Here is a 20551-nt window from a genome sequence, read left to right as displayed (position 1 = left end):
CATGAAGGATTGGCGCTACTGGGCGGCGGAACAGCGCGGCACGCTGCTCGCGTTCGGCATCTTCGTCGCGATGTTCATCCTCTACACCGCGAACCATCCCGCCGGGCTGACCGCCAATGTGGTCCAGACCGCCTCCAACAAGGGCGTGCTGCTCGCCTTCGTGGCGATGGCGCAGACGCTGGTGGTCATCACCGCAGGCATCGATCTTTCCGTCGGGATGATCTTCATCCTGACGAACTGCCTGGCCTCTTGGCTGGTCGTCGGAACGCCGATGGAAACCGCTCTCGGCGTCGCGGCGGTGCTTCTCGTCGGCCTACTCTGCGGCGCCATCAACGGCGCCATCGTCATCTACGGCAGGCTTCAGCCGATCGTCACCACTATCGCCACCGGCGCCGTCTATTTCGGCATCGCGCTGATGCTGCGGCCGTTTCCCGGCGGTTCCGTCAATGAGGATCTGGCCGACGCGCTGACCGGCCGCCTTTTCGGCGTGGTGCCGGCGAGCCTGGTCACACTGGTCGCCGTGGTTCTGGTTGTCTGGATCCCGTTCAGGCGCTCCGTGACCGGCCGCGCCGCCTATGCCGCCGGCTCCTCCGACGTCGCAGCGTATATGTCGGGCGTGCCGATCCGGCGCGCCAAATTCATCGCCTACACGCTTGGCGGCCTGCTCGCCTCGATCGGCGGCCTGTTCCTGACCTTCTTCACCTATACGGGCGAGGCGGCGCTTGCGAGCGGCAATGCCTATACGCTGTTTTCCATCGCCGCCGTCGTGCTCGGCGGCGTAGCCCTGTTCGGCGGCAAGGGCAGCGCCATCGGCGCGATCTTCGGGGCGTTCGCCTTCCGCACCATCGGCGATCTGCTGTTCGTCTTCGATTTCGATCCGCTGTGGCAGCCGCTGTTCCAGGGCGGGGTGCTGCTCGTGGCGGTCAGCATGGGCGCATTCGCGCTGTTCCGGGGCAAGAACCGGCTGGGGTGGTTCGGGTGAGCGACACGACGACACCCCGCATCGCCAGCCATATGCCCGGCTTCCTGCGCCGCGCCGACCCGGCGGTCGCCACCGCCTTTGCCTGCATCATCCTGCTGCTGATTTTCGGCAGCCTCTATTCGACGAGTTTCCTGTCGCCGGAATATCTGCTGCAGCAGCTCAAGGTGGCCTCCTTCCTCGGCGTCATCGCATCGGGCATGATGCTCGTCATCCTGCTCGGCCAGATCGACCTTTCCGTCCCCTGGGTGGTCGCGGTCGGGGCGATGATGGCCTGCGCTGCGGCCGCGCACGGCACGGCCGGCATGGTGCTGGCCATCCCGTTCGGCATCGCCTGCGGCGTCCTGATCGGCTTGGTCAACGGCATCGGCGTCGCCTATCTGCGCATCCCCTCCATGATCATCACGCTCGCCACCAACGCCGTCGCGCAAGGGCTGATGGTTGTGCATACGGGCGGCTTCTCGCCCCAGGATTCCGCCTCGGCGGCCATGCGCTGGCTCGCCACCGGCTTCCTTTTGCCCGGCGTGCCCAACGCCGTCGTGGTATGGGCCATCGTCGGCGCGGCCATGGTGTTCGTCCTGACCCGCACGACATTCGGCCGCGCCGTCTACGCCATCGGCAACCGCGAGCGCGCCGCTTATCTCTCCGGCGTCGACACGCGGCGCATCGTCATGATCGCCTTCGCCGTCTCCGGCGGGCTCTCGGCCTTCGGCGGCGTGTTGCTTGCCGGATACGCATCCAAGGCGGCGCAGGCCATGGGCGACGCCTACCTGCTGCCGGCCATCGCCGCCGTCGTGCTCGGCGGCACCTCGATCCTGGGCGGCCGCGGCTCCTACCTCGGCACGGTCGCCGGCGTCATCCTCATCACCTTGCTGCAGTCGATCCTGTCGGTTATGCAGATGCCCGAAGCGGGACGCCAGGTGATCTACGGTGTCGTCATCATCGGCATGCTGCTGCTCTACGGGCGCGCGCCGGCCAGCAGGTGAGTTCAACTATGGAAATGAAGCCGGAACCCGACCAGGCGGGCTCGGCCGGCCTTGTGCCGGTCGTCGTGGTGATGGGCGTCGCCGGCTGCGGCAAGTCGGTGGTCGGCTCTGGCCTCGCGGAAGCGCTGGGCTGCCGCTTCATCGAAGGCGACGGGCTGCATCCACCGGAAAACGTCGCGCGCATGGCCGGCGGCCAGCCGCTGACCGACGCGCATCGCGCGGGCTGGCTCGACGCGGTCGGCGCGCAATTGAGCGAAGCCGCGCGCGCCGGAAGCGGCGGCGTCGCCGCCTGCTCGGCGCTGAAGCGGGCCTATCGCGACCGCCTGCGGCGGATTTGCCCGGGCCTCGTCTTCATCCATCTTGCGATCGACCGGGAAACGGCGAGGCAGCGCGTCGGCCGCCGCAAGGGCCATTTCATGCCGGCCACGCTGGTCGACAGCCAATTCGCCACACTCGAACCGCCGGCAGGGGACGAGGCCGCACTGAACCTCGACGGCACTCGTCCCGTGGCGGAACTCGTCGCGGCAGCCGCCGAATTCCTTATCCGCGCGAAAACCGCCTGACGGTCAGGACATCTTGCTATCGGGAACCACCACAAGCTTGCCCACAAAATCCTTGGCCATGAAATCCGTCTGCGCGCGGTGGAATTCCGACAGTCTATAGACGCCGCCGACCAGCGGCCTGATCTTGCCTTCCTCGATGTAGCGGACGATACGGCGGAAGTCCGCGCGAGTGCCTTGCGAAGACCCATGCAGTTGCAGCTGCTTCAGGTACATCGTCCGCAAATCGAGCTGCACCACCGGCCCGGCGATCGCGCCGGCCGTCGTGGAGCGCCCCTCGGGACGCAGGATGCGCAGCAGATCGTTGAACATCGCGCCGCCGACCAGATCTGCGACCACGTCGATGGCTTGTCCAGCCGTCGCCTCGTTCACCGCCGCGAGAAGATCGGGGACACCGCGCGTGATGACCGCTTCCGCTCCGATATCCTTCACCGCCTGTTCCTTGCCGGGGCCGACGATCGCATAGGGGATCGCGCCGCGCGCGCGGGCAAGCTGGACGATGCCGGAACCGACGCCGCCCGAAGCGCCGGTCACCAGCACGCGCTCTCCGGCCTTCAGGCCGGCGCGCTCCAGCATCTGCTCGCCGGTCAAATAGGCGCAGCAGAAGGTGGCGAGCTCGACATCGGAGAGATCGGCGCGCACGATATGCGCGTTCTCGGCCGGCAGCGCCTGGTATTCGGCGTAACCGCCGTCGCGGCCGTGGCCCATATAGTCGATGTCGGCGAGAGAATCGTCCTCGCGGTTGTAGATCGAGAAATCGACCATCACCCGCTCGCCGATGCGGCTCTCCGGCACGCCGTCGCCGACCGCGACGATGCGGCCGACCGTATCGGCGCCCTGGATGCGCGGAAAAGTCAGCGTGTTGCCCTGCCGCCGCCAGGTCGAAACCGCCGCCGCGTCCTCTTCCGTGCCATACGCGCCCTGTCGCACCCAGACGTCGGTGTTGTTCATGCCGCATGCGGTCACCTCGACCAGCACCTCGCCGGGGGCGGGCGAGGGGACGGGGACGTCAGTGCGGTATTGAAGTTTGTCGAGCCCGCCATGCCCGGTGAGGAGAATGGCGGCCATTGTGGAGGGGAGGGAGGGGTTGAGTGGCATGATATTTTTACTCTGGTCTGTAGAACAAAACCCCTCTCCGTCTCGCTTCGCTCGACACCTCTCCCCACTTCGTGGGGCGAGGAACCCGAGTTCTGAAGCGACGCGCCAGTCGCGAGTTCGGTTCCTCGCCCCCGCTATGCGGGGGAGAGGTGGCGAGCGTAGCGAGACGGAGAGGGGGCGTGGCAGAACTAGACGCCCGCAAACACAGCCTTCACCGCGTCCGCAGTCTTGGCGACCACCACATCCGCCTCTTCCTTCGTGAGGCACAGCGGCGGAGCGAAGCCGAGAATATCGCCCTGCGGCATGGCGCGGCCGATGACACCGCGCTCGGCGAGCGCCGCCGCCACCTGTGGGCCGATCTTCTGCGATGGATCGAAGAAAACGCGGTCGTCGCGGTCGGCGACGAATTCCACCGCCGCCATCAGCCCGTCGCCGCGGACCTCGCCGACATTCTTGTGGCCGCCGACGGCTTTCTGCAACTCGGCGCGGAAGTACGTCCCCGTCTCGCCGGCGTTCTTCACCAGGTCCATCTCGTCGATCAGTTCCAGATTGGCGACGCCGGCCGCCACGCAGATCGGATGCGCCGAATAGGTCCAGCCATGGCCAAGCGAGCCGAGTTGGTCCGATCCCTGCACCAGCCCCTGCCACATCTTCTCGCCTACGATGACGCCCGACAGCGGCGCGTAGGCCGAGGTCAGACCCTTGGCGATGGTGATCAGGTCCGGCTTCATGCCGTAATGGTCGGAGCCGAACATGGTGCCGAGCCGGCCGAAGCCGGTGACGACCTCGTCGGCGACCAGCAGCACGTCGTACTTCTTCAGCACCGCCTGGATCTTTTCCCAATAGCCGGCGGGCGGCGGCACGATGCCGCCGGTGCCCAGGATCGGCTCGCCGATGAAGGCGGCGACGGTCTCCGGTCCTTCAGCCAGGATCATCTCCTCGAGCTTGTCCGCGCAATGCTGCGAAAACTGCTCCTCGCTCATGGAGCGGTCGGCGCGGCGGAAATAATAAGGCGCTTCGGTGTGCAGGATGGGCGCGCGCGGCAGGTCGAAGGCGTTGTGGAAAAGGTCGAGGCCGGTCAGCGATCCGGTCATCACGCCCGAACCGTGATAGCCGCGCCAGCGCGAGATGATCTTCTTCTTCTCCGGCCGGCCGAGCACGTTGTTGTAGTACCAGATCAGCTTGATGTTGGTTTCGTTGGCGTCCGAGCCGGACAGGCCGAAATAGACCCTCGACATGCCTTGCGGCGCGCGGTCGATGATCATCTTGGAAAGCGTGATCGAGGCTTCGGTGCCGTGGCCGACATAGGCATGGTAATAGGCGAGGTTCTTCGCCTGTTCGGCGATCGCGTCGGCGATCTTCTGGCGGCCGTAGCCGACATTGACGCAGTAGAGTCCGGCAAAGGCGTCGAGACTCGTGCGGCCGTTGGTGTCCGTGATGTAGACGCCTTCGCCGCCCGCGATAACCCGCGTCGGCGACTCCCCGCGCGCGTGCGTTCCCATATGGGTCGAGGGATGGAAGAAGTGATCGCGATCCCAGGCGGAAAGTTCGTTCGAGCGGTCGAGCATGTCAGGTACTCCAGTTCATTGTAGGGAAGGGCGCTTCAGCATCCCTGATGTATATGTCTAGCGCCCCCTCCACCGCCCTCGGCGGTCCCCCTCCCCTGCAAACGGGGGAGGATCAGCGGCCACGCCGGTTCCTCACCTGCGAAGCGGGGGAGGGGGACCACGCGAAGCGTGGTGGAGGGGGCGAAGCGGGAAGAATACATCAGCAGAGCAGCCAATCTCACGCCGCATCCAGGCACAGATACTTCAGATCGGTAAACGCCTCCAGCCCATGCCGCGAGCCTTCGCGGCCGATGCCGGACTGCTTGACCCCACCGAAGGGGATCGGCGCGCCGGTGATCTTCACGCGGTTGATCGCCACCATGCCGTAGTCCAGCGCCCGGCCCATGCGCAACTGGCGCGCGCCGTTCTCGGTCACGACGTAGGCGACGAGGCCGTATTCGGTGTCGTTGGCGCGGGCGACAACCTCCGCCTCCGTGTCAAAAGGCGTCACCGCCGCGACAGGGCCGAACGTCTCCTCTCGCATGATCAGCGCATCGTCGCCGACATCGGCGAGCAGCGTCGGCTGGAAGAACAGCTTTCCGGCCGGATGCCGCTTGCCGCCGGTAACAAGCCGGGCGCCGCGCTCGATGGCGTCGGCGACCTGCTCCTCGACTTTGACGACCGCGCGCTCGTGCATCAGCGGGCCGATATCGGCGTCTTCCATGAGACCATGCCCGACATTCAGCATGGCAATGCGCTTGGCATAGGCCTCGCAGAATTTGCCGTAGATGCCGCGCTGCACGTAGATGCGGTTGGCGGCGAGGCAATCCTGGCCGGAGGTGGCGAATTTGGCGTCGACGGCGATCTTCACCGCACGCTCGAGATCGGCGTCATCAAAAATTATGAGCGGCGCATGCCCGCCAAGCTCCATCACCAGCCGCTTCATGGTCGGCGCGCATTGCGCCGCGATCAGCCGGCCGATCTCGGTCGAGCCGGTGAAGGAGAGCGCGCGCACGCGGGCGTCCTCGCACATTCTGCCGACAATCGTCGCGGCGTCGCCAGTGACGATGTTGAACACGCCCGCCGGCAGGCCGGCGCGCTCGCCCAGTTCGGCCAGCGCCAGCGCCGACAGCGGCGTCTCGGAGGAGGGGTGGGCGACGATGGTGCATCCGGCGGCCAGCGCCGCGGCGGCCTTGCGGGTCAGCATGGCGGAGGGAAAATTCCACGGCGTCACCACGCCGACGACGCCAAGCGGCTCGCGCCGCACCATCATTTCCGCGCCGGGAAGGTGGCTGGTCACGCTCTCGGCATTGAGGCGTTTCGCTTCCTCGGCATACCATTCGACGAAGGAGACGGCGTAATCGATCTCGCCGCGAGATTCCGCCAGTGGCTTGCCCTGCTCCAGCGTCATCAGCAGCGCCAGGTCTTCCCTCGCGGCGACGATCAGCTCGAACCATTTTCGCAGCACGGCCGAACGCTGCTGCGGCAGCAGCGCCTTCCATTTCGGAAAGGCCATGGCCGCCGCGTCTATCGCGGCCGAGGTCTGTCCGGCGTCAAGCGACGCCACCCAGGCGACGGTTTCGCTGCTGGCAGGATCGGTGACGGCAAAGCCGTGGCCGGCCTCGCCCGCCGTCCAGTGCCCGTCGACATAGGCGAGTTCGCGCAGCAGCCGGCGGTCGGAAAGCCGGTCGAGAGCGTCGGGTCGGTGCGATCGTGCGAAATGCGCGGACATGGAAGGGCCTCGCTGGTTGGGATCAAGGCCGAATCTAGCAAGGAATAATGGAGAAAGAGGCTGTTGGCGGGGGCGCGTAAAGAGAGATTCTCTCATACAGTCCGGAGAGGAAGAGAATTCCTGACGTCGGTACTCTCAACCATCAAACAAGAATCGTGTCGACACCGACTTCCGGACCGGCTTCGGACAATCGCCGGTCGAGCGTGCAAAGTGTGGCGCCGTTGTCATACGCGATGGCGAGATGCAAGGCGTCGGCCGCGCGGAGTCCCAGCGAATGACGATCGGCGAAATTCGCCGCCAATTGGTAGTGATGCCGCTCAACAGGAACACTTGCCAGCGCCACCGCGATGAGGTCGACGAAGCCTTGCCTCGCAGCGGTACGCCCGGCTCGGTCGATGTCGCCCCTGCGGAGTTTTACGGAAAGCGCGGCGGAGAACTCGGTCTCGACAAGCCAACTGATGAGCCCGCCGTCGGCGGTCTCGCGTTCCAACCACACCTGGATACGCGGCGAGTCGGGCTCCCTCGTCAGCGACGATACCAATAGGGATGTGTCGATGTAGAGCAATTTAGTAACGGTCAGTGTCGCGCAACCAGCGCATGAAATCGCCGGCCGACTCTTTCTGCATCGTCATCTTCTCGGTAATGGAACGCAAGTCAGCGGCTCTGATTGGCTTTCGCTCCTGGCTCGGCGCGACAATGCGAGCCACCGGCTTGCCGCGCTTGGTGATCTCTACCGTTTCGCCAGCCGCTGCGCGTTCGACGAGTTCGCTGAGCTTGGCCTTTGCCTCGGCTAGGCTGATCGTCGTCATGACATTGCTCCTGACCACTTAGTTGGTCACTTATCGCATATGCCGCAAGGGAACGCAAATTTTCAGCTATTTCGGCCTGAGAGTGCAGGACGAAGGGCATTGTGAACAAATTTCGCATAGCGAATTGTCCTGATTTCGCGCTACAGCGCTGAAATCACGAGAGAAAATCCGTTTCAGATTCTGAAGATCGCTCGATTTTATCCCCGCAGGTGGGAATTCAGATCGCCAGAAGCAGGTGTTCCGGGTCGCCGAGAAGCAGCTTCGCGACCACTCCGAGGCCGGCGCGAAGCTCGCCTTCCGTCGTCGAGCCGAGCGAGATGCGCACCGCCGGCCGCCATTCGTCCTGCGAAATTTTGAACGAAGCGCCCGGCGCGATCGCCACGCCCTGCAGCCTCGCCTGGGCGACAAAACCCTCTTCCGAGCGCTCGCCGCTCAGCGGCAGCCAGACATGCAGGCCGTCGCGGTGTGCGCGATAAGGCACGTTCGCAAACAGTTCGGCGGCGATGGCGTGCCGACGTTTCAACGCCTCGCGCTGCCACTCGACCAGTTCCATGGCGGTGCCGTCCGCTACCCATTTGGTGGCGATTTCGGCCATTATCGGCGTCGCCATCCAGTTCGAGACGAGATGGCGGTTCGCGACCGCCGCGACATAACGGTCGGGCGCGGCGAGATAGCCGATGCGCAGGCCCGGAAGCACGATCTTGGTGAAGCTGGTGACGTAGAGCGTGCGTTCCGGCGCAAAAGCCGCCACCGGCGGCGGCCTCTTCTCGACCAGCGGGCCGAGCACGTCGTTTTCGATGATCGCCAGATCGTGCTTGCGCGCCACCGCCGCGATCGCCTCGCGCCGTTCGGCGCTCATCAGGGTCGCGGTGGGATTGATGACCGAAGGCTGCAGGAAAACCGCGCGGATAGGCGATTCCCGGCAGGCCGCGTCAAGCGCTTCGGGGACCATGCCCTGGTCGTCGATCGCCAGCCCTTCTAGGTTGAAGCCGAGATAGGTGGCGAGCGGGATCAACGTATGATGGCCGATCGCCTCGGTCGCCACCGTTGAGCCGGGTGGAGCGACGCTCATCAGGGCGACCGTCATGCCGGCCGTGGCGCCGTTGGTGAGGCTGATGTTCTGCGGCGAAATGCTCAAGCCGCAGGCCTTCAGCCACTCCACCGCCACCGCCCTGTGGCGCGGGAAAACGACATTCGGCCGGAACGACAGCGCCGAACTCGCCGGCAGGTTTTCCGCCAGCCAGCCCAGCGCCCGCTTTATCCTGTCGAGATGCATCGGCTCGCAGACCGGCTTCAGGATCGAGAGGTCGATGACCTCGCCCAGCCGCTCCGGCAGGTAGGGCGGATCCGGTTCGCGGCGGCGCGTCTGCACGAAGCTGCCGCGGCCGATCTCGCCGGAGATCAGCCCGCGCCGGATCAGTTCCTCATAGGCGCGGCTGACCGTCTGCACCGACAGCTTCAGATCGTCGGCCATGCGCCGGTGGGTCGGCAGCCGCGCGCCGCTTTCCAGCCGGCCGTCATGGATCGCCCGCGCGATCTGCTCGGCGAGCGAGAGATAGGCGGGGCGTCTGATGAGGTCCGGATCGGGGCGCCACAATGTCATGACTCATAAGAGATCAGAATCAGTGCAATTGACAATCGAAAAAATGCGGGATCATGCTTGGCGCATGACAATTCTCCCGTCCATGTCCGGCATGAAGCTCGACCCGATCGACCTGCGCATCCTCGACGCGATCCAGCGCGACGGGCGCATCACCAAGCTGGCGCTGGCCGAACGCGTCGGCCTGTCGCCGACGCCGTGCTGGATGCGGCTCAGAAAACTGGAAAAGGCCGGTATCGTCAGCGGCTACCACGCCAGGATCTCCATACGCCAGATCGCGCCGGTCGCCACCGTGCTGATGGAGGTGACGCTCGGCGCGCACAGGCAGGCCGATTTCGACCGTTTCGAGCGCGCCATACGCGACATCCCCGAGATCGTCGCCTGCTGGTCGGTCGGCGGCGGCGTCGATTATGTACTGAAGGTAATGGCGCGCGACATCGACGCCTATCAGCGGCTGGTCGACGGCCTGCTCGAGCGCGAGATCGGCATCGACCGCTACTTCACTTACATCGTCACCAAGACGGTGAAGGAGGAGACGGCCCTGCCGGTGGAGGAACTGATCGGGCAGGATCGGGGCGGTTTCGCTAAATAATTGTCATGATTTTATTTTCGCAATTGACATGATTTTGTAACTTCCCCATCGTCGGGGCAATCGGCCCTCCGACGGGGAAACGCATGCCTGCGCCCATCATCAAAATAGATAGCATTTCCAAGAGCTTCGGCTCTTTCAAGGTGCTGGACGGCCTGTCGATGGAAGTGATGCCGGGCGAAAAACTGGCGCTGATCGGCCCGTCCGGATCTGGCAAGACGACCATCCTGCGCATCCTGATGACGCTGGAGCTCATCGACGACGGCCACATCCAAATCGACGGCGAACAGCTCTATCACGTGGAGCGCAACGGCCAGTTGCTGCCGGCGGATGAGCGTCATCTGACCAGGATGCGCCAGAAGATCGGCATGGTTTTCCAGCTCTTCAACCTGTTTCCGCACAAATGCGTGCTCGACAACGTCACCCTGGCGCCGATGCTGACCAAAGGCATGCCGCGCGCCGCGGCCGAGAAGCGGGCGATGGAACTCCTCGACATGGTCGGCATGGCCGACAAGGCAAAGGCCATGCCGGCGCAGCTTTCCGGGGGGCAAAAGCAGCGTGTCGCCATCGCCCGCGCTCTGGCGCTGTCGCCCAAGATCATGCTGTTCGACGAGGTGACCTCGGCGCTCGACCCGGAACTGGTCGAGGAAGTGCTGAACGTCATGCGCAAGCTGGCGGACGAAACAGACATGACCATGCTGCTCGTCACCCACGAGATGGGCTTCGCCCACGATTTCGCCGACCGGATCCTGTTCTTCGACCGCGGCAGGATCGTCGAGGAGGGCAAGCCCGATGACATATTCAGGCATCCGAAGCAGGAGCGCACACAGACCTTCCTGAAAAAGATCATCGCGGCCGGACATCGGGTCTGACCGCAATGGGGCGGCGAGTTCGCCGCAAGCAGTGAACCACAAGAAAACCATGGAGTTGGGAACAGTGAAAAAGATAGCAATTCTGGCCGGCACCGCCGGCGTGGCGGCCGCGGCCATCTTGGCGGCATTCGTCGCATCCGGGTCGAGCGTTGCCGACGAAAACAAGCTCGAGGAACTGAAGGCGCAGGGTTTTGCCCGCGTGGCCATCGCCAACGAGCCGCCCTTCACGGCGGTCGGCGCCGACGGCAAGGTCTCGGGCGCCGCTCCTGATGTGGCGCGCGTGATTTTCCAGAAGCTCGGCGTTCCGGAAATCGTCGCCTCGATCTCGGAATATGGCGCGATGATCCCCGGCCTGCAGGCCGGACGCCACGACGTCGTCACCGCCGGCCTGTTCATGAAGCCGGAGCGTTGCGCCGCCGTCGCCTATTCCGAGCCGGTGCTGTGCGACGCTGAAGCCTTCCTGCTCAAGAAGGGCAACCCGAAGGGCTTCCAGAGCTTCGCCGACATCGCCAAGGATCCGACGGGCACGATTGGCGCGCCGGGCGGCGGCACCGAGGAGAAGCTGGCGCTCGAAGCCGGCGTGCCGCGCGAGCGGGTAATCGTCGTGCCGGACGGCCAGAGCGGCCTGAAGATGCTGCAGGACGGTCGCGTCGACGTCTATTCGCTGCCGGTCCTGTCGATCAACGATCTGGCCAGCAAGGCCAACGACCCGAACCTCGAAGTGGTCGCCCCGGTCCAGGGCGCGCCGGTCTATTGCGATGGCGCCGCCTTCAGGAAGGGCGACGAAGCCCTGCGCGACGCCTACGACGTGGAACTCGCCAAGATGAAGGAATCGGGCGAGTTCGCCAAGATCATCGAGCCCTACGGCTTCTCGGCCGCGGCGGCGATGTCGACCTCGCGCGAAAAGCTCTGCGCGGCGCAGTAAAAACCGCTCCGAAGGGCTGGATGAGGGGCGGCGCCTACTCTCGTCGGTTCCCGCCGCCCCTCATCTGCCTGCCGGCATCTTCTCCCCGTGAACGGGGAGAAGACAGCAGCGGCGATCTCACCCCCTAACGTCAAAACCGGAAAGCAAATCCCCTCCATGATCGACTGGTCCGGCTATATAGGACTGATCCTCGACGGCGCGCTGGTCACCATCCAGCTCACCGTGATGGGGTCGGCGCTGGCGCTGGTCATGGCGTTCCTGGCAGGGCTTGGCCGGCTGTCGCGCTTCTTCGCGGTGCGTGCGCTGGCCACCGCCTATATCGAATTCTTCCGCGGCACCTCGATCTTCGTGCAGTTGTTCTGGGCCTATTTCGTGCTGCCCTTCTTCGGCATCTCGCTGACGCCGCTACAGGCCGGCATTCTGGCGCTGGGGCTTAATGTCGGCGCCTACGGTGCGGAAGTGGTGCGCGGCGCGATAAAATCGGTCGGCCGCGAGCAGTACGAGGCCTGCACCGCGCTCAATCTTGGCCGCTGGCAATGCATGCGCCACATCATCCTGCCGCAGGCGCTGCTGGTGATGCTGCCGACCTTCGGCAACAATGCCATCGAGCTTCTGAAGGCGACGGCGGTGGTGTCGCTGATTTCGCTGACCGACATGACGTTCCAGGCGCAGGTGGTGCGCGCCCAGACCGGAAACACGCTGGTGCCGTTCACCACCATCCTGATCCTCTATTTCGCCATGGCGTGCGTCATTTCATGGGGCGTGCGCGGGCTTGAACGCCGCATGGCGCGCGGCCTCGACGGAGTGCGCGTCTGATGGAATGGGACTGGAACTTCGTCCGAGAGATCTTTCCGACGCTTGTTGACGGCGTGAAGATCACCATCCTGGCCACGCTGCTCGGCTCGGTCCTGGCGGCAATCGTCGGGCTGGGAATTGCGCTGGCGCGGCGCTCGCCGAACCGGCTTTTGTCGCGCACCGTCGGCTTCCTTGCCGAGTTCATCCGAGGCACCCCGCTTCTGGTGCAGCTCTATTTCATCTTCTTCGTACTGCCCGACATCGGCATCCTGCTCTCGCCGCTGGTGGCGGGCGTGATCGGCCTCGGCCTGCATTACGGTACCTACACTGCGGAGGTTTACCGCGCCGGCATCGAGAATGTGCCGCGCGGCCAGTGGGAGGCGGCGAAAGCCTGCAATCTCAATTCGACGCAGACATGGACGCGCATTATCCTGCCGCAGGCGCTGCCGCCGATGATTCCGGCGCTGGCCAACTATTTCATCGCCATGTTCAAGGAAACGCCGCTGCTTTCGGCCATCACCGTGCTCGAGCTGATGAACCAGGCGAAAAGCGTCGCCAATTCCAGCTATCGCTACATCGAGCCGATCACGCTGGTCGGCGCCTTCTTCCTCGTCATCAGCCTGTTCTCGGTTATCCTGCTGCGCTGGCTGGAAGCACGGTACGGCCGGATCGAGCGCTAGAACCGAACCATGTCCGCTCACATGAAGTCACCCGTCGAAATCCGCCTCTATTCTGCGCGACCGACCCTCGATGCGCGGCCGCTGAAGAAGCGCGTAGGGCTGATCATCCTTTCGACGGACCATACGACGGAGCCGGATTTCCAGCGCATGGTCGCGGGGCCGGATATCGGCGTCTATGTCGCGCGCATTCCCTTCGCCAATCCGGTGACGCCGGACAATCTGCGCGCCATGCAGCCGTCGCTGATCGAGGCCGCAGCGCTGATCCTGCCTGGCGAGGAACTGGACGCGATCTGCTATTCCTGCACCGCGGCTTCGGTCGTCATCGGCGACGCTGAAATCGAAGCGGCGATCCAGGCGGCAAAGCCGGGCGTGCCCGTGGTGACGCCGCCGCTTGCCGGCGTCCGCGGCTTGCGGGCGCTCGGCGCAAAACGGATCAGCGTGCTCACGCCCTACACGGTCGAGACCAGCCGGCCGATGGCGAGCTATTTCGCCAATCATGGCTTCGATATCGCCAGCTTCACCTGCCTCGGCCTGCGCGACGACCGCGAGATGGCCCGGATTTCGCCAACCGCACTCGTCGAGCTTGCACGCGACGCGATGTCGGATGACGCCGATGCGCTGTTCATTTCCTGCACGGCGGTGCGCGCCGCACTTGCCGCCATCGACATCGAGAAGGCGACCGGCCGTCCGCTGGTCTCCAGCAATCTGGCGAGCGCATGGTCATGTCTTCGCCTCTGCGGCGACGAGGCTGCGCGGCCCGAGTTCGGGCGGCTGATGACCATGCCGATGGCGCGAGGCTGATTTCGTCATGACCAACCCAATCGTCAACCTCTCCGACATCCAGACGGCGCGTGAGCGCATCGCCGGCAAGATCGTGCGCACGCCGACCGTGCTTTCGACGGGTCTTTCCGAACGGTTGGGCGTGCCGGTCCACCTGAAACTGGAACACCGCCAGACCACCGGCAGCTTCAAGCTGCGCGGCGCGTCGAACGCCGTCGCTTCGCTTTCGGCCGACGGGAAGCGCCTGGGCGTGGTCGCCGCCTCGACCGGCAATCACGGCCGGGCGCTGGCGCACGCGGCAAAACTCGAAGGCATCCGCGCGGTGATCTGCATGTCGCGGCTGGTGCCGGAAAACAAGGTTTCGGAAATCCGCCGGCTCGGCGCTGACATCTGCATCGTCGGGAAATCCCAGGACGATGCGCAGGAGGAGGTCGACCGGCTGGTTGCGGAAGAGGGGCTCACAATGGTGCCGCCCTTCGACCATGCGGCGGTTATCGCGGGTCAGGGCACCGTCGGGCTGGAAATGCTCGATGATGTGCCGGACGCTGCGATGGTGGTGACGCCGGTTTCGGGCGGGGGGCTCGCGGCCGGCGTCGCTGCTGCCATCAAGGGGCGAAATCCGTCCATAAAAGTGATCGGCGTCTCGATGGAGCGTGGCGCCGCGATGCAGGCCAGCTTGGCCGCTGGTAAACCCGTACTGGTAGAGGAAATGCCGACGCTGGCGGATTCGCTCGGCGGCGGCATCGGCCTCGAAAACCGCCTGACATTCTCCATGATCCGCGACCTTCTCGACGGGATCGTGCTCGTCTCGGAAGAAGAAATCGCCGCCGGCATTGTCCATGCCTATGCCGAGGAACGCGAGATCGTCGAAGGGGCGGGCGCAGTCGGCATCGCCGCGCTGCTCGCGGGCAAGATCGCCGTCGAAGGACCGGTCGTGATTCTGATGTCCGGCCGCAATATCGACATGGCGCTGCATCGGAAAATCGTTTGTGGGGAGTGGGCGGCGTGATTCAGATCTGCTCGTCGGGCGAGCCGCCACAGAAAGATACTCTATGCCAAAGATGACCATCCTCACCGAAGCCGATCTGCGCAAGATCGTGCGGCTGGACCTCGACGCGGTCGCATGCGTAGAGAATGCCTTTCGCGCTTTGGCGACGCTGCCGGTCGCCATGCCGCCGATCCTCAGGCTCGACATTCCCGAGCATCGCGGCGAGGTCGACGTCAAGACAGCCTATGTGCCCGGTATCGACGGCTTCGCGATAAAAATCAGCCCCGGCTTCTTCGACAATCCAAAGCTCGGCCTGCCGAGCGTCAACGGCATGATGGTGCTGCTTTCGTCGCGCACCGGGCTGGTCGAGGCGCTGCTGCTCGACAATGGCTATCTGACCGATGTGCGCACGGCCGCCGCCGGCGCTGTCGCGGCGAAGCACCTGTCGCGCGAGGATGCGAGCGTAGCCGCGATCTTCGGGGCAGGCGTCCAGGCTGGGCTGCAACTCGAAGCGCTCACGCTCGTCCGGCCGATCCGCGAGGCGCGGATCTGGGCGCGCGACATGGTCAAGGCCGAGGCTGCGGCCGCCGCGCTGCGCGAGCGGCTGGGCATCATCGTCCGCGCCGAAAGCGATCCGGCAAAGGCCGTCAAGGGCGCGGACGTGATCGTTACTACCACGCCTTCGGAGACGCCGATCCTGAAAGCCGAATGGCTGTCGCCCGGCCAGCATGTGACCGCGATGGGGTCGGACGCAGAGCACAAGAACGAGATCGAGTCGGCGCTGGTGGCAAAGGCCGGCCTCTACGTTGCGGACAGCCTGAAGCAGACGAGGCGGCTCGGCGAACTGCACCACGCCATCAAGGCGGGACTGGTCGCGGCCGATGCGGAATTCTCGGAACTGGGCCAGGTGATCTCCGGACTTAACGCCGGACGCACCTCACCCGACCAGATCACGCTCGCCGACCTGACCGGAACCGGTGTGCAGGATACGGCGATCGCCACGCTGGCGCGTGACCGAGCAAGGGCGGCGGACGCCGGCACGATTTTCGAAAGCTGATACCGGCCGGAAGGCCCAACAAACGAGGATTTTCAAGAAAATGACCGGACCGATGCTAAAATTTTCGCGCGGCGAATATGCGGATCGCCTCGCCAAGACGCGGCGTGCGATGGAAGCCAGGGGCGTCGACCTGCTGATCGTCACCGACCCTTCCAACATGGCCTGGCTGACCGGCTATGACGGCTGGGCTTTCTATGTGCACCAGGCGGTGATCGTGCCGCCGGATGGCGAGCCGGTCTGGTTCGGCCGCGGCCAGGACGCCAACGGCGCCAAGCGCACTGCATATCTCGATCACAGCAACATCATCGGCTACGCCGACCATTATGTGCAGTCGACCGAGCGGCACCCGATGGACTACCTGTCCCAGGTCCTGACGGACCGGGGATGGGGGTCGAAAAGAATCGGAGTCGAGATGGACAATTACTATTTCTCGGCCGCCGCCTTCGCCTCTCTGACGAAACACCTGCCGAACGGGCGTTTCGTCGATACAACGGCGCTGGTCAACTGGCAGCGCGCGGTGAAGAGCCCGACCGAGCTCGACTATATGCGCAAGGCCGCGCGGATCGTTGAATCCATGCACCAGCGCATCGTCGACAAGATCGAGGTCGGCATGCGCAAATGCGATCTCGTCGCCGAGATCTATGACGCCGGCACACGCGGCGTCGAGGGCATCGGCGGCGATTATCCGGCGATCGTGCCGCTGCTGCCCTCGGGCGCAGACGCCTCCGCGCCGCATTTGACCTGGGACGACAAGCCGATGAAGGCGGGCGAGGGCACCTTCTTCGAGATCGCCGGCTGCTACAACCGCTACCACTGCCCGCTGTCGCGCACCGTCTTCCTCGGCAAGCCGACGCAGGAATTCCTCGATGCCGAGAAGGCGACGCTGGAAGGCATGGAAGCCGGCCTCGCAGCCGCCAAGCCCGGCAATGCCTGCGAGGACATCGCCAACGCCTTCTTCGCGGTCCTGAAGAAATACGGCATCGTCAAGGACAACCGCACCGGCTATCCAATCGGTATTTCCTATCCGCCGGACTGGGGCGAGCGCACGATGAGCCTGCGCCCCGGCGACCGCACCGAGCTGAAGCCCGGCATGACCTTCCATTTCATGACCGGCCTGTGGCTGGAGACGATGGGCCTGGAAATCACCGAGAGCATCGTGATCACCGAGACCGGCGTCGAGTGCCTGGCCAATGTCCCGCGCCAGCTTTTCGTGAAGAACTGAGCCATGCTGATGCCAAATCTCCGGCCTTCGCCCATCTCCCCCACCGTCGATTTCGATGCGGACGGAGTGCAGCACGGCTTCTTGAGACTCCCCTATAGTCGCGACGATTCTGCATGGGGGTCGGTGATGATCCCCGTCTGCGTGATCCGCAACGGCGAGGGGCCAACCGCGCTCCTCACCGGCGGCAATCACGGCGACGAATATGAGGGGCCGCTGGCCCTTTACGATCTGGCGCGCACGCTCGATCCGAAGGACGTCTCAGGCACGGTCATCATCGTGCCGGCGATGAACTATCCGGCCTTCCGCGCCGGCACGCGCACCTCGCCGATCGACAAGGGCAACATGAACCGCAGCTTTCCGGGCCGTCCGGACGGCACGGTGACGGAAAAGATCGCCGACTATTTCCAGCGGCACCTTTTGCCCCGGGCAGACATCGTGCTCGACTTCCATTCGGGCGGCAGGACGCTCGACTTCCTGCCCTTCTGCGCTGCCCACGTGCTGCCCGACAAGGAGCAGGAGCAAAAGGCGTTCGCCGCAGTCGCGGCGTTCTCCGCGCCCTATTCGATGCGGATGATCGAGATCGACACGGTCGGCATGTACGACACGGCCGCCGAGGAGATGGGCAAGGTTTTCGTCACCACCGAACTCGGCGGCGGCGGCACGTCGCGGGCTGAAACCGTGCGGATCGCCCGGCGCGGCACGCTCAATGTGCTGCGCCATGCCGGCATCGTTTCAGGTGCGGTCGAGAAGACTCCAACCCGCTGGCTCGACATGCCGTCCGGCGACTGCTTCTCTTTCGCCGAGGATGACGGGCTGATCGAGACCATGATCGATCTCGGTGAGAGTGTGGAAGCGGGCCAGGTCGTTGCGCGCATCCACTCGGTCGGGCGCACGGGCGGGGCGCCGCAGGAGATCCGGGCAACGATGTCCGGTGTGCTCGCCGCGCGTCATTTCCCGGGTCTGGTCAAGGCCGGCGATTGCGCCGCCGTGCTGGCGGTGGTGGAGTAGGCGATATCCCTCCCCGACGGGGAGGGAGCCCCGCCAACCCCTGCAACCGATCCACCGGCCGGGCGTTTTTTCCTTTGATCCATCGAAAGGGAAAGCCATGGCTGACAGACCCAGGAAAAAGCTTCCGACGCCGCCGGACGGCGAGCCGGTAAAGCGCCGCGACGATCGCGACTCGACTACGCGCAGCCGCGTCTCCGAAGTGCAGGATCCCGAGATTTCAGGAGACGTGGAGCCGGGTCCGCGCAGCAACAGCGTAGAGCCTGCCGTCGACAAGGCCGGCCAGATCATCCGCCAGAAGGAGCCCATCGACGAGCTTCATTGAACGAATTCCGTGCGGCATTCTTCCCTCTCCCTTGTGCAAAGGGGGAGGGGAGAGGCGTCGGGGAAAGCTGGTATTCCGCCGCTTACTGGACCCAAACCCCGACGATACTCCGGAACTTCATTCCGGAGCCGGCGTTTCAATTCCCAAATGGAAAGCATCCGGTTTGAGCCTCCAGTCGGCATTTATCTCGGCAAGCAGGACCAGACGCTGCTGGTAAGATCGCTGCGCGAGGCGGCTGATTGCATGATGAGTAATGATTGGCCTCTCCCGAGGACGCCGTCCGTCGAACGCGCAATGCGCGTGTTCATCGCCGCCGCTGAAGGCCGGCGCAGCGCCGCCGATGCCCGGTCTGCCTTTTCAGCGGCGGCGGGCGAGGCCGGCATCCTCATTACGATGCACTGACATCACGGCGTTTCCCTCCCGGCCATCGCTGCTCTATGTTGACGCGCAAAGGACCTGCCTCTGGAGAAATGCCATGAAAATCACCCCCTGCGGCTCGTTGCCGTCACGCCGGGCGCCGGACAAATGGTTCACCGGGACGGTATGGCAGGAGCCGATCATCGAAGCCGAGGCCCCGGCGCGCATCCGGGCCTTGGTGGTGAGCTTCGAGCCGGGCGCCCGCACGGCCTGGCACACGCATCCGCTCGGCCAGACGCTCTATGTCGTTACTGGTTTCGGCAAGGTGCAGAGCTGGGGCGGACCGGTCCTCGACATCCGCGCCGGCGACACGGTCTTTTTCGAGCCGGGCGAAAAACACTGGCATGGCGCCGCGCCGGCCAATTCGATGACGCATATCGCCATGCAGGAGGCGCTGGACGGCGTCTCGGTCGATTGGCTCGAACACGTCACCGACGAGCAGTATTCGGCGGCCTGACTCCTATTCGCTGCACCGCCGCTTGATCGACGAGTTCATCGCCAAAATCTTGCCCCAGGCGAGGCCGCGCTCCTTTTCCGCCGCCGAGCGGAAATCGGGCGTGACGACGCTCAATCCGGTCGGGGTTATCGGATCGCCCGGCTGCCTCTTGTCGGGCTGCTTTTCGGGATCGCCATATTGCCTGACCAGTGTCGCGCGCTGGGCCGTCAGCGTCCCGCAGGGTATGTCGTCATAGAGGGTCGATCGCACCACTTCGGCCTCGATCGCGGCTGGAAGCGACGAGCAGGCCGATGCCGGCATCGCCGCAAGCATGATCACCACGTAACGAAATCCTGAAGCCATTGCACTCACCAGCCGAATTGCGCCCCCGACGCCATTGTTGCACCGAACGCGGCAAAGCGGAACGTTATCCGCGGACTTTCGTTTCCGAGGACATCGGAGCTCGATTATTCCACTGAAACGGATGGAATGGCTCCAACATGTTGAGAAGTCGGCATGATCTCGTCCGATAATCTTCGGGATCATGCAAGGGATGGAGCAAAGATCATGCCTGACGTGCGCAAACACCGAACAGGCGAGGCCCACGACGAAGACGACAAACGCCGCCGGACCGAAGGCCGGCCCGAAGACCGCGCCACCCTGGAGGAACAGTTGGAGGAGGGGCTGGAGGACACCTTTCCTGCCAGCGACCCGGTTTCCGTCGTGTCGACCACCATCGCCAACAAGACGAAGAAGGTTGTCGGCGCCGACAAGGCCAAGAAGATCGGCGGCACCGACGAGGTGCTCAGCCAGCAGGCCGAGGAGCGCAAGCGGCATGCCGAGGAAATGGGGCGAAAGACAGAGGGCCGCGCCGGGGATCTTGAAACGCTCGAAGAGCAGCTCGAGGAAGGACTGGAAGACACGTTTCCGGCCAGCGACCCGGTTTCGGTGACTTCGACCACCATCGCCAGGAAGACGACCATCGTCGGAACCGACGAGGTGCTTCGCCGCCAGGCGGAGGAGAAGGCCAAGCAGGCCAAGGAAAAGGCTCGGCGAGGCGGCGGCGACAAACTGGAGAAGGACGAGTAGCAGGCTTTTCGCGCCGGATCAGCCTCGCAATCGATCCCTCTTCGCAGTGCAATAAGTTCT

24 protein-coding genes are annotated in these 20551 nt (G+C 64.7%); 17 read left to right on the top strand and 7 right to left on the bottom strand.

Annotated elements, in window-relative coordinates; genetic code table 11:
- The first annotated feature begins 1 nt into the window (after position 1).
- Genes MAXJ12_RS17260 through MAXJ12_RS17250 form a run of 3 tightly spaced genes read left to right on the top strand, consistent with a single transcriptional unit; the run spans position 2 to position 2528 of the window.
- Positions 2–982, top strand: coding sequence for an ABC transporter permease (locus MAXJ12_RS17260; RefSeq protein ID WP_008837216.1), 981 nt, complete (start codon positions 2–4; stop codon positions 980–982).
- Positions 979–1965, top strand: coding sequence for an ABC transporter permease (locus MAXJ12_RS17255; RefSeq protein ID WP_008837215.1), 987 nt, complete (start codon positions 979–981; stop codon positions 1963–1965). Before MAXJ12_RS17260 ends, MAXJ12_RS17255 begins: the two co-directional genes overlap by 4 nt.
- Before the next feature lie 8 nt (positions 1966–1973).
- Positions 1974–2528, top strand: coding sequence for a gluconokinase (locus tag MAXJ12_RS17250; protein ID WP_008837214.1), 555 nt, complete (start codon positions 1974–1976; stop codon positions 2526–2528).
- 3 nt (positions 2529–2531) lie between these two features.
- Here MAXJ12_RS17250 and MAXJ12_RS17245 read toward each other — a convergent pair whose 3' ends face one another.
- From MAXJ12_RS17245 to ehuR, 6 genes are all read right to left on the bottom strand, one after another.
- Positions 2532–3623, bottom strand: coding sequence for an alcohol dehydrogenase family protein (locus MAXJ12_RS17245; protein WP_040586595.1), 1092 nt, complete (start codon positions 3621–3623; stop codon positions 2532–2534).
- A 188-nt stretch (positions 3624–3811) separates the two neighbouring features.
- Complete coding sequence (locus tag MAXJ12_RS17240) at positions 3812–5191, bottom strand: aspartate aminotransferase family protein (protein ID WP_008837212.1); 1380 nt, start codon at positions 5189–5191, stop codon at positions 3812–3814.
- Positions 5192–5408: 217 nt separating this feature from the next.
- A complete protein-coding gene (locus tag MAXJ12_RS17235) occupies positions 5409–6902 on the bottom strand; it encodes an NAD-dependent succinate-semialdehyde dehydrogenase (RefSeq protein WP_008837211.1) in 1494 nt (497 codons plus the stop codon).
- Positions 6903–7044: 142 nt separating this feature from the next.
- Positions 7045–7467: a type II toxin-antitoxin system VapC family toxin gene (locus MAXJ12_RS17230; protein ID WP_040586593.1), complete on the bottom strand. Its 423-nt coding sequence runs from the start codon at positions 7465–7467 to the stop codon at positions 7045–7047.
- Between the two features lies 1 nt (position 7468).
- Positions 7469–7711 (bottom strand): type II toxin-antitoxin system Phd/YefM family antitoxin, encoded by a 243-nt coding sequence (locus MAXJ12_RS17225; RefSeq protein ID WP_008837209.1) that lies wholly within the window; start codon positions 7709–7711, stop codon positions 7469–7471.
- Between the two features lie 217 nt (positions 7712–7928).
- A complete protein-coding gene (gene ehuR / locus MAXJ12_RS17220; protein ID WP_008837208.1) occupies positions 7929–9314 on the bottom strand; it encodes a MocR-like ectoine utilization transcription factor EhuR in 1386 nt (461 codons plus the stop codon).
- Positions 9315–9396: 82 nt separating this feature from the next.
- Between ehuR and MAXJ12_RS17215 the strand changes: the two genes are divergently transcribed.
- The 13 genes from MAXJ12_RS17215 to MAXJ12_RS17155 all read left to right on the top strand — a co-directional run bounded on the left by MAXJ12_RS17215 (position 9397) and on the right by MAXJ12_RS17155 (position 19423).
- The gene (locus MAXJ12_RS17215) at positions 9397–9903 is read left to right on the top strand and encodes an Lrp/AsnC family transcriptional regulator (RefSeq protein WP_040586613.1); all 507 of its coding nucleotides are present in this window, start codon (positions 9397–9399) and stop codon (positions 9901–9903) included.
- Between the two features lie 83 nt (positions 9904–9986).
- Positions 9987–10772, top strand: coding sequence for an ectoine/hydroxyectoine ABC transporter ATP-binding protein EhuA (gene ehuA, locus MAXJ12_RS17210; RefSeq protein ID WP_008837206.1), 786 nt, complete (start codon positions 9987–9989; stop codon positions 10770–10772).
- Positions 10773–10836: 64 nt separating this feature from the next.
- Positions 10837–11697: an ectoine/hydroxyectoine ABC transporter substrate-binding protein EhuB gene (gene ehuB / locus MAXJ12_RS17205; protein WP_040586611.1), complete on the top strand. Its 861-nt coding sequence runs from the start codon at positions 10837–10839 to the stop codon at positions 11695–11697.
- A 156-nt stretch (positions 11698–11853) separates the two neighbouring features.
- Positions 11854–12513, top strand: a complete 660-nt coding sequence (gene ehuC, locus MAXJ12_RS17200; protein WP_008837204.1) for an ectoine/hydroxyectoine ABC transporter permease subunit EhuC — start codon at positions 11854–11856, stop codon at positions 12511–12513.
- A complete protein-coding gene (ehuD, locus tag MAXJ12_RS17195) occupies positions 12513–13172 on the top strand; it encodes an ectoine/hydroxyectoine ABC transporter permease subunit EhuD (protein WP_008837203.1) in 660 nt (219 codons plus the stop codon). Before ehuC ends, ehuD begins: the two co-directional genes overlap by 1 nt.
- Before the next feature lie 21 nt (positions 13173–13193).
- Positions 13194–13973 (top strand): ectoine utilization protein EutA, encoded by a 780-nt coding sequence (gene eutA / locus MAXJ12_RS17190; RefSeq protein ID WP_008837202.1) that lies wholly within the window; start codon positions 13194–13196, stop codon positions 13971–13973.
- A gap of 7 nt (positions 13974–13980) precedes the next feature.
- On the top strand, positions 13981–14961 hold the full coding sequence (gene eutB / locus MAXJ12_RS17185; protein ID WP_008837201.1) for a hydroxyectoine utilization dehydratase EutB: 981 nt from the start codon (positions 13981–13983) through the stop codon (positions 14959–14961).
- A 43-nt stretch (positions 14962–15004) separates the two neighbouring features.
- Positions 15005–15997: an ectoine utilization protein EutC gene (gene eutC / locus MAXJ12_RS17180; protein WP_008837200.1), complete on the top strand. Its 993-nt coding sequence runs from the start codon at positions 15005–15007 to the stop codon at positions 15995–15997.
- 40 nt (positions 15998–16037) lie between these two features.
- Positions 16038–17219 (top strand): ectoine hydrolase DoeA, encoded by a 1182-nt coding sequence (gene doeA, locus MAXJ12_RS17175; protein ID WP_008837199.1) that lies wholly within the window; start codon positions 16038–16040, stop codon positions 17217–17219.
- 9 nt (positions 17220–17228) lie between these two features.
- Positions 17229–18227 (top strand): N(2)-acetyl-L-2,4-diaminobutanoate deacetylase DoeB, encoded by a 999-nt coding sequence (gene doeB, locus MAXJ12_RS17170; RefSeq protein WP_085983972.1) that lies wholly within the window; start codon positions 17229–17231, stop codon positions 18225–18227.
- A gap of 97 nt (positions 18228–18324) precedes the next feature.
- Positions 18325–18549 carry a hypothetical protein gene (locus MAXJ12_RS17165; RefSeq protein ID WP_008837197.1) on the top strand — a complete coding sequence of 75 codons (225 nt, stop codon included), beginning with the start codon at positions 18325–18327 and terminating at the stop codon, positions 18547–18549.
- A 147-nt stretch (positions 18550–18696) separates the two neighbouring features.
- A complete protein-coding gene (locus tag MAXJ12_RS17160; protein ID WP_008837196.1) occupies positions 18697–18951 on the top strand; it encodes a DUF982 domain-containing protein in 255 nt (84 codons plus the stop codon).
- A 73-nt stretch (positions 18952–19024) separates the two neighbouring features.
- Entirely contained in the window at positions 19025–19423 is a 399-nt protein-coding gene (locus MAXJ12_RS17155) for a (R)-mandelonitrile lyase (RefSeq protein WP_008837195.1), read from the top strand.
- A gap of 3 nt (positions 19424–19426) precedes the next feature.
- On the opposite strand, the gene MAXJ12_RS17150 is transcribed toward MAXJ12_RS17155, so the two are convergent.
- On the bottom strand, positions 19427–19765 hold the full coding sequence (locus MAXJ12_RS17150; protein WP_008837194.1) for a hypothetical protein: 339 nt from the start codon (positions 19763–19765) through the stop codon (positions 19427–19429).
- Positions 19766–19969: 204 nt separating this feature from the next.
- On the opposite strand from MAXJ12_RS17150, the gene MAXJ12_RS35250 reads away from it, so the two are divergent.
- Positions 19970–20491, top strand: a complete 522-nt coding sequence (locus MAXJ12_RS35250) for a hypothetical protein (RefSeq protein WP_244421507.1) — start codon at positions 19970–19972, stop codon at positions 20489–20491.
- The last annotated feature ends 60 nt before the right edge of the window (positions 20492–20551 follow it).

Source organism: Mesorhizobium alhagi CCNWXJ12-2 (assembly GCF_000236565.1).
Lineage (GTDB): Bacteria > Pseudomonadota > Alphaproteobacteria > Rhizobiales > Rhizobiaceae > Allomesorhizobium > Allomesorhizobium alhagi.
This window is presented reverse-complemented; position numbering and strand designations above follow the sequence as displayed.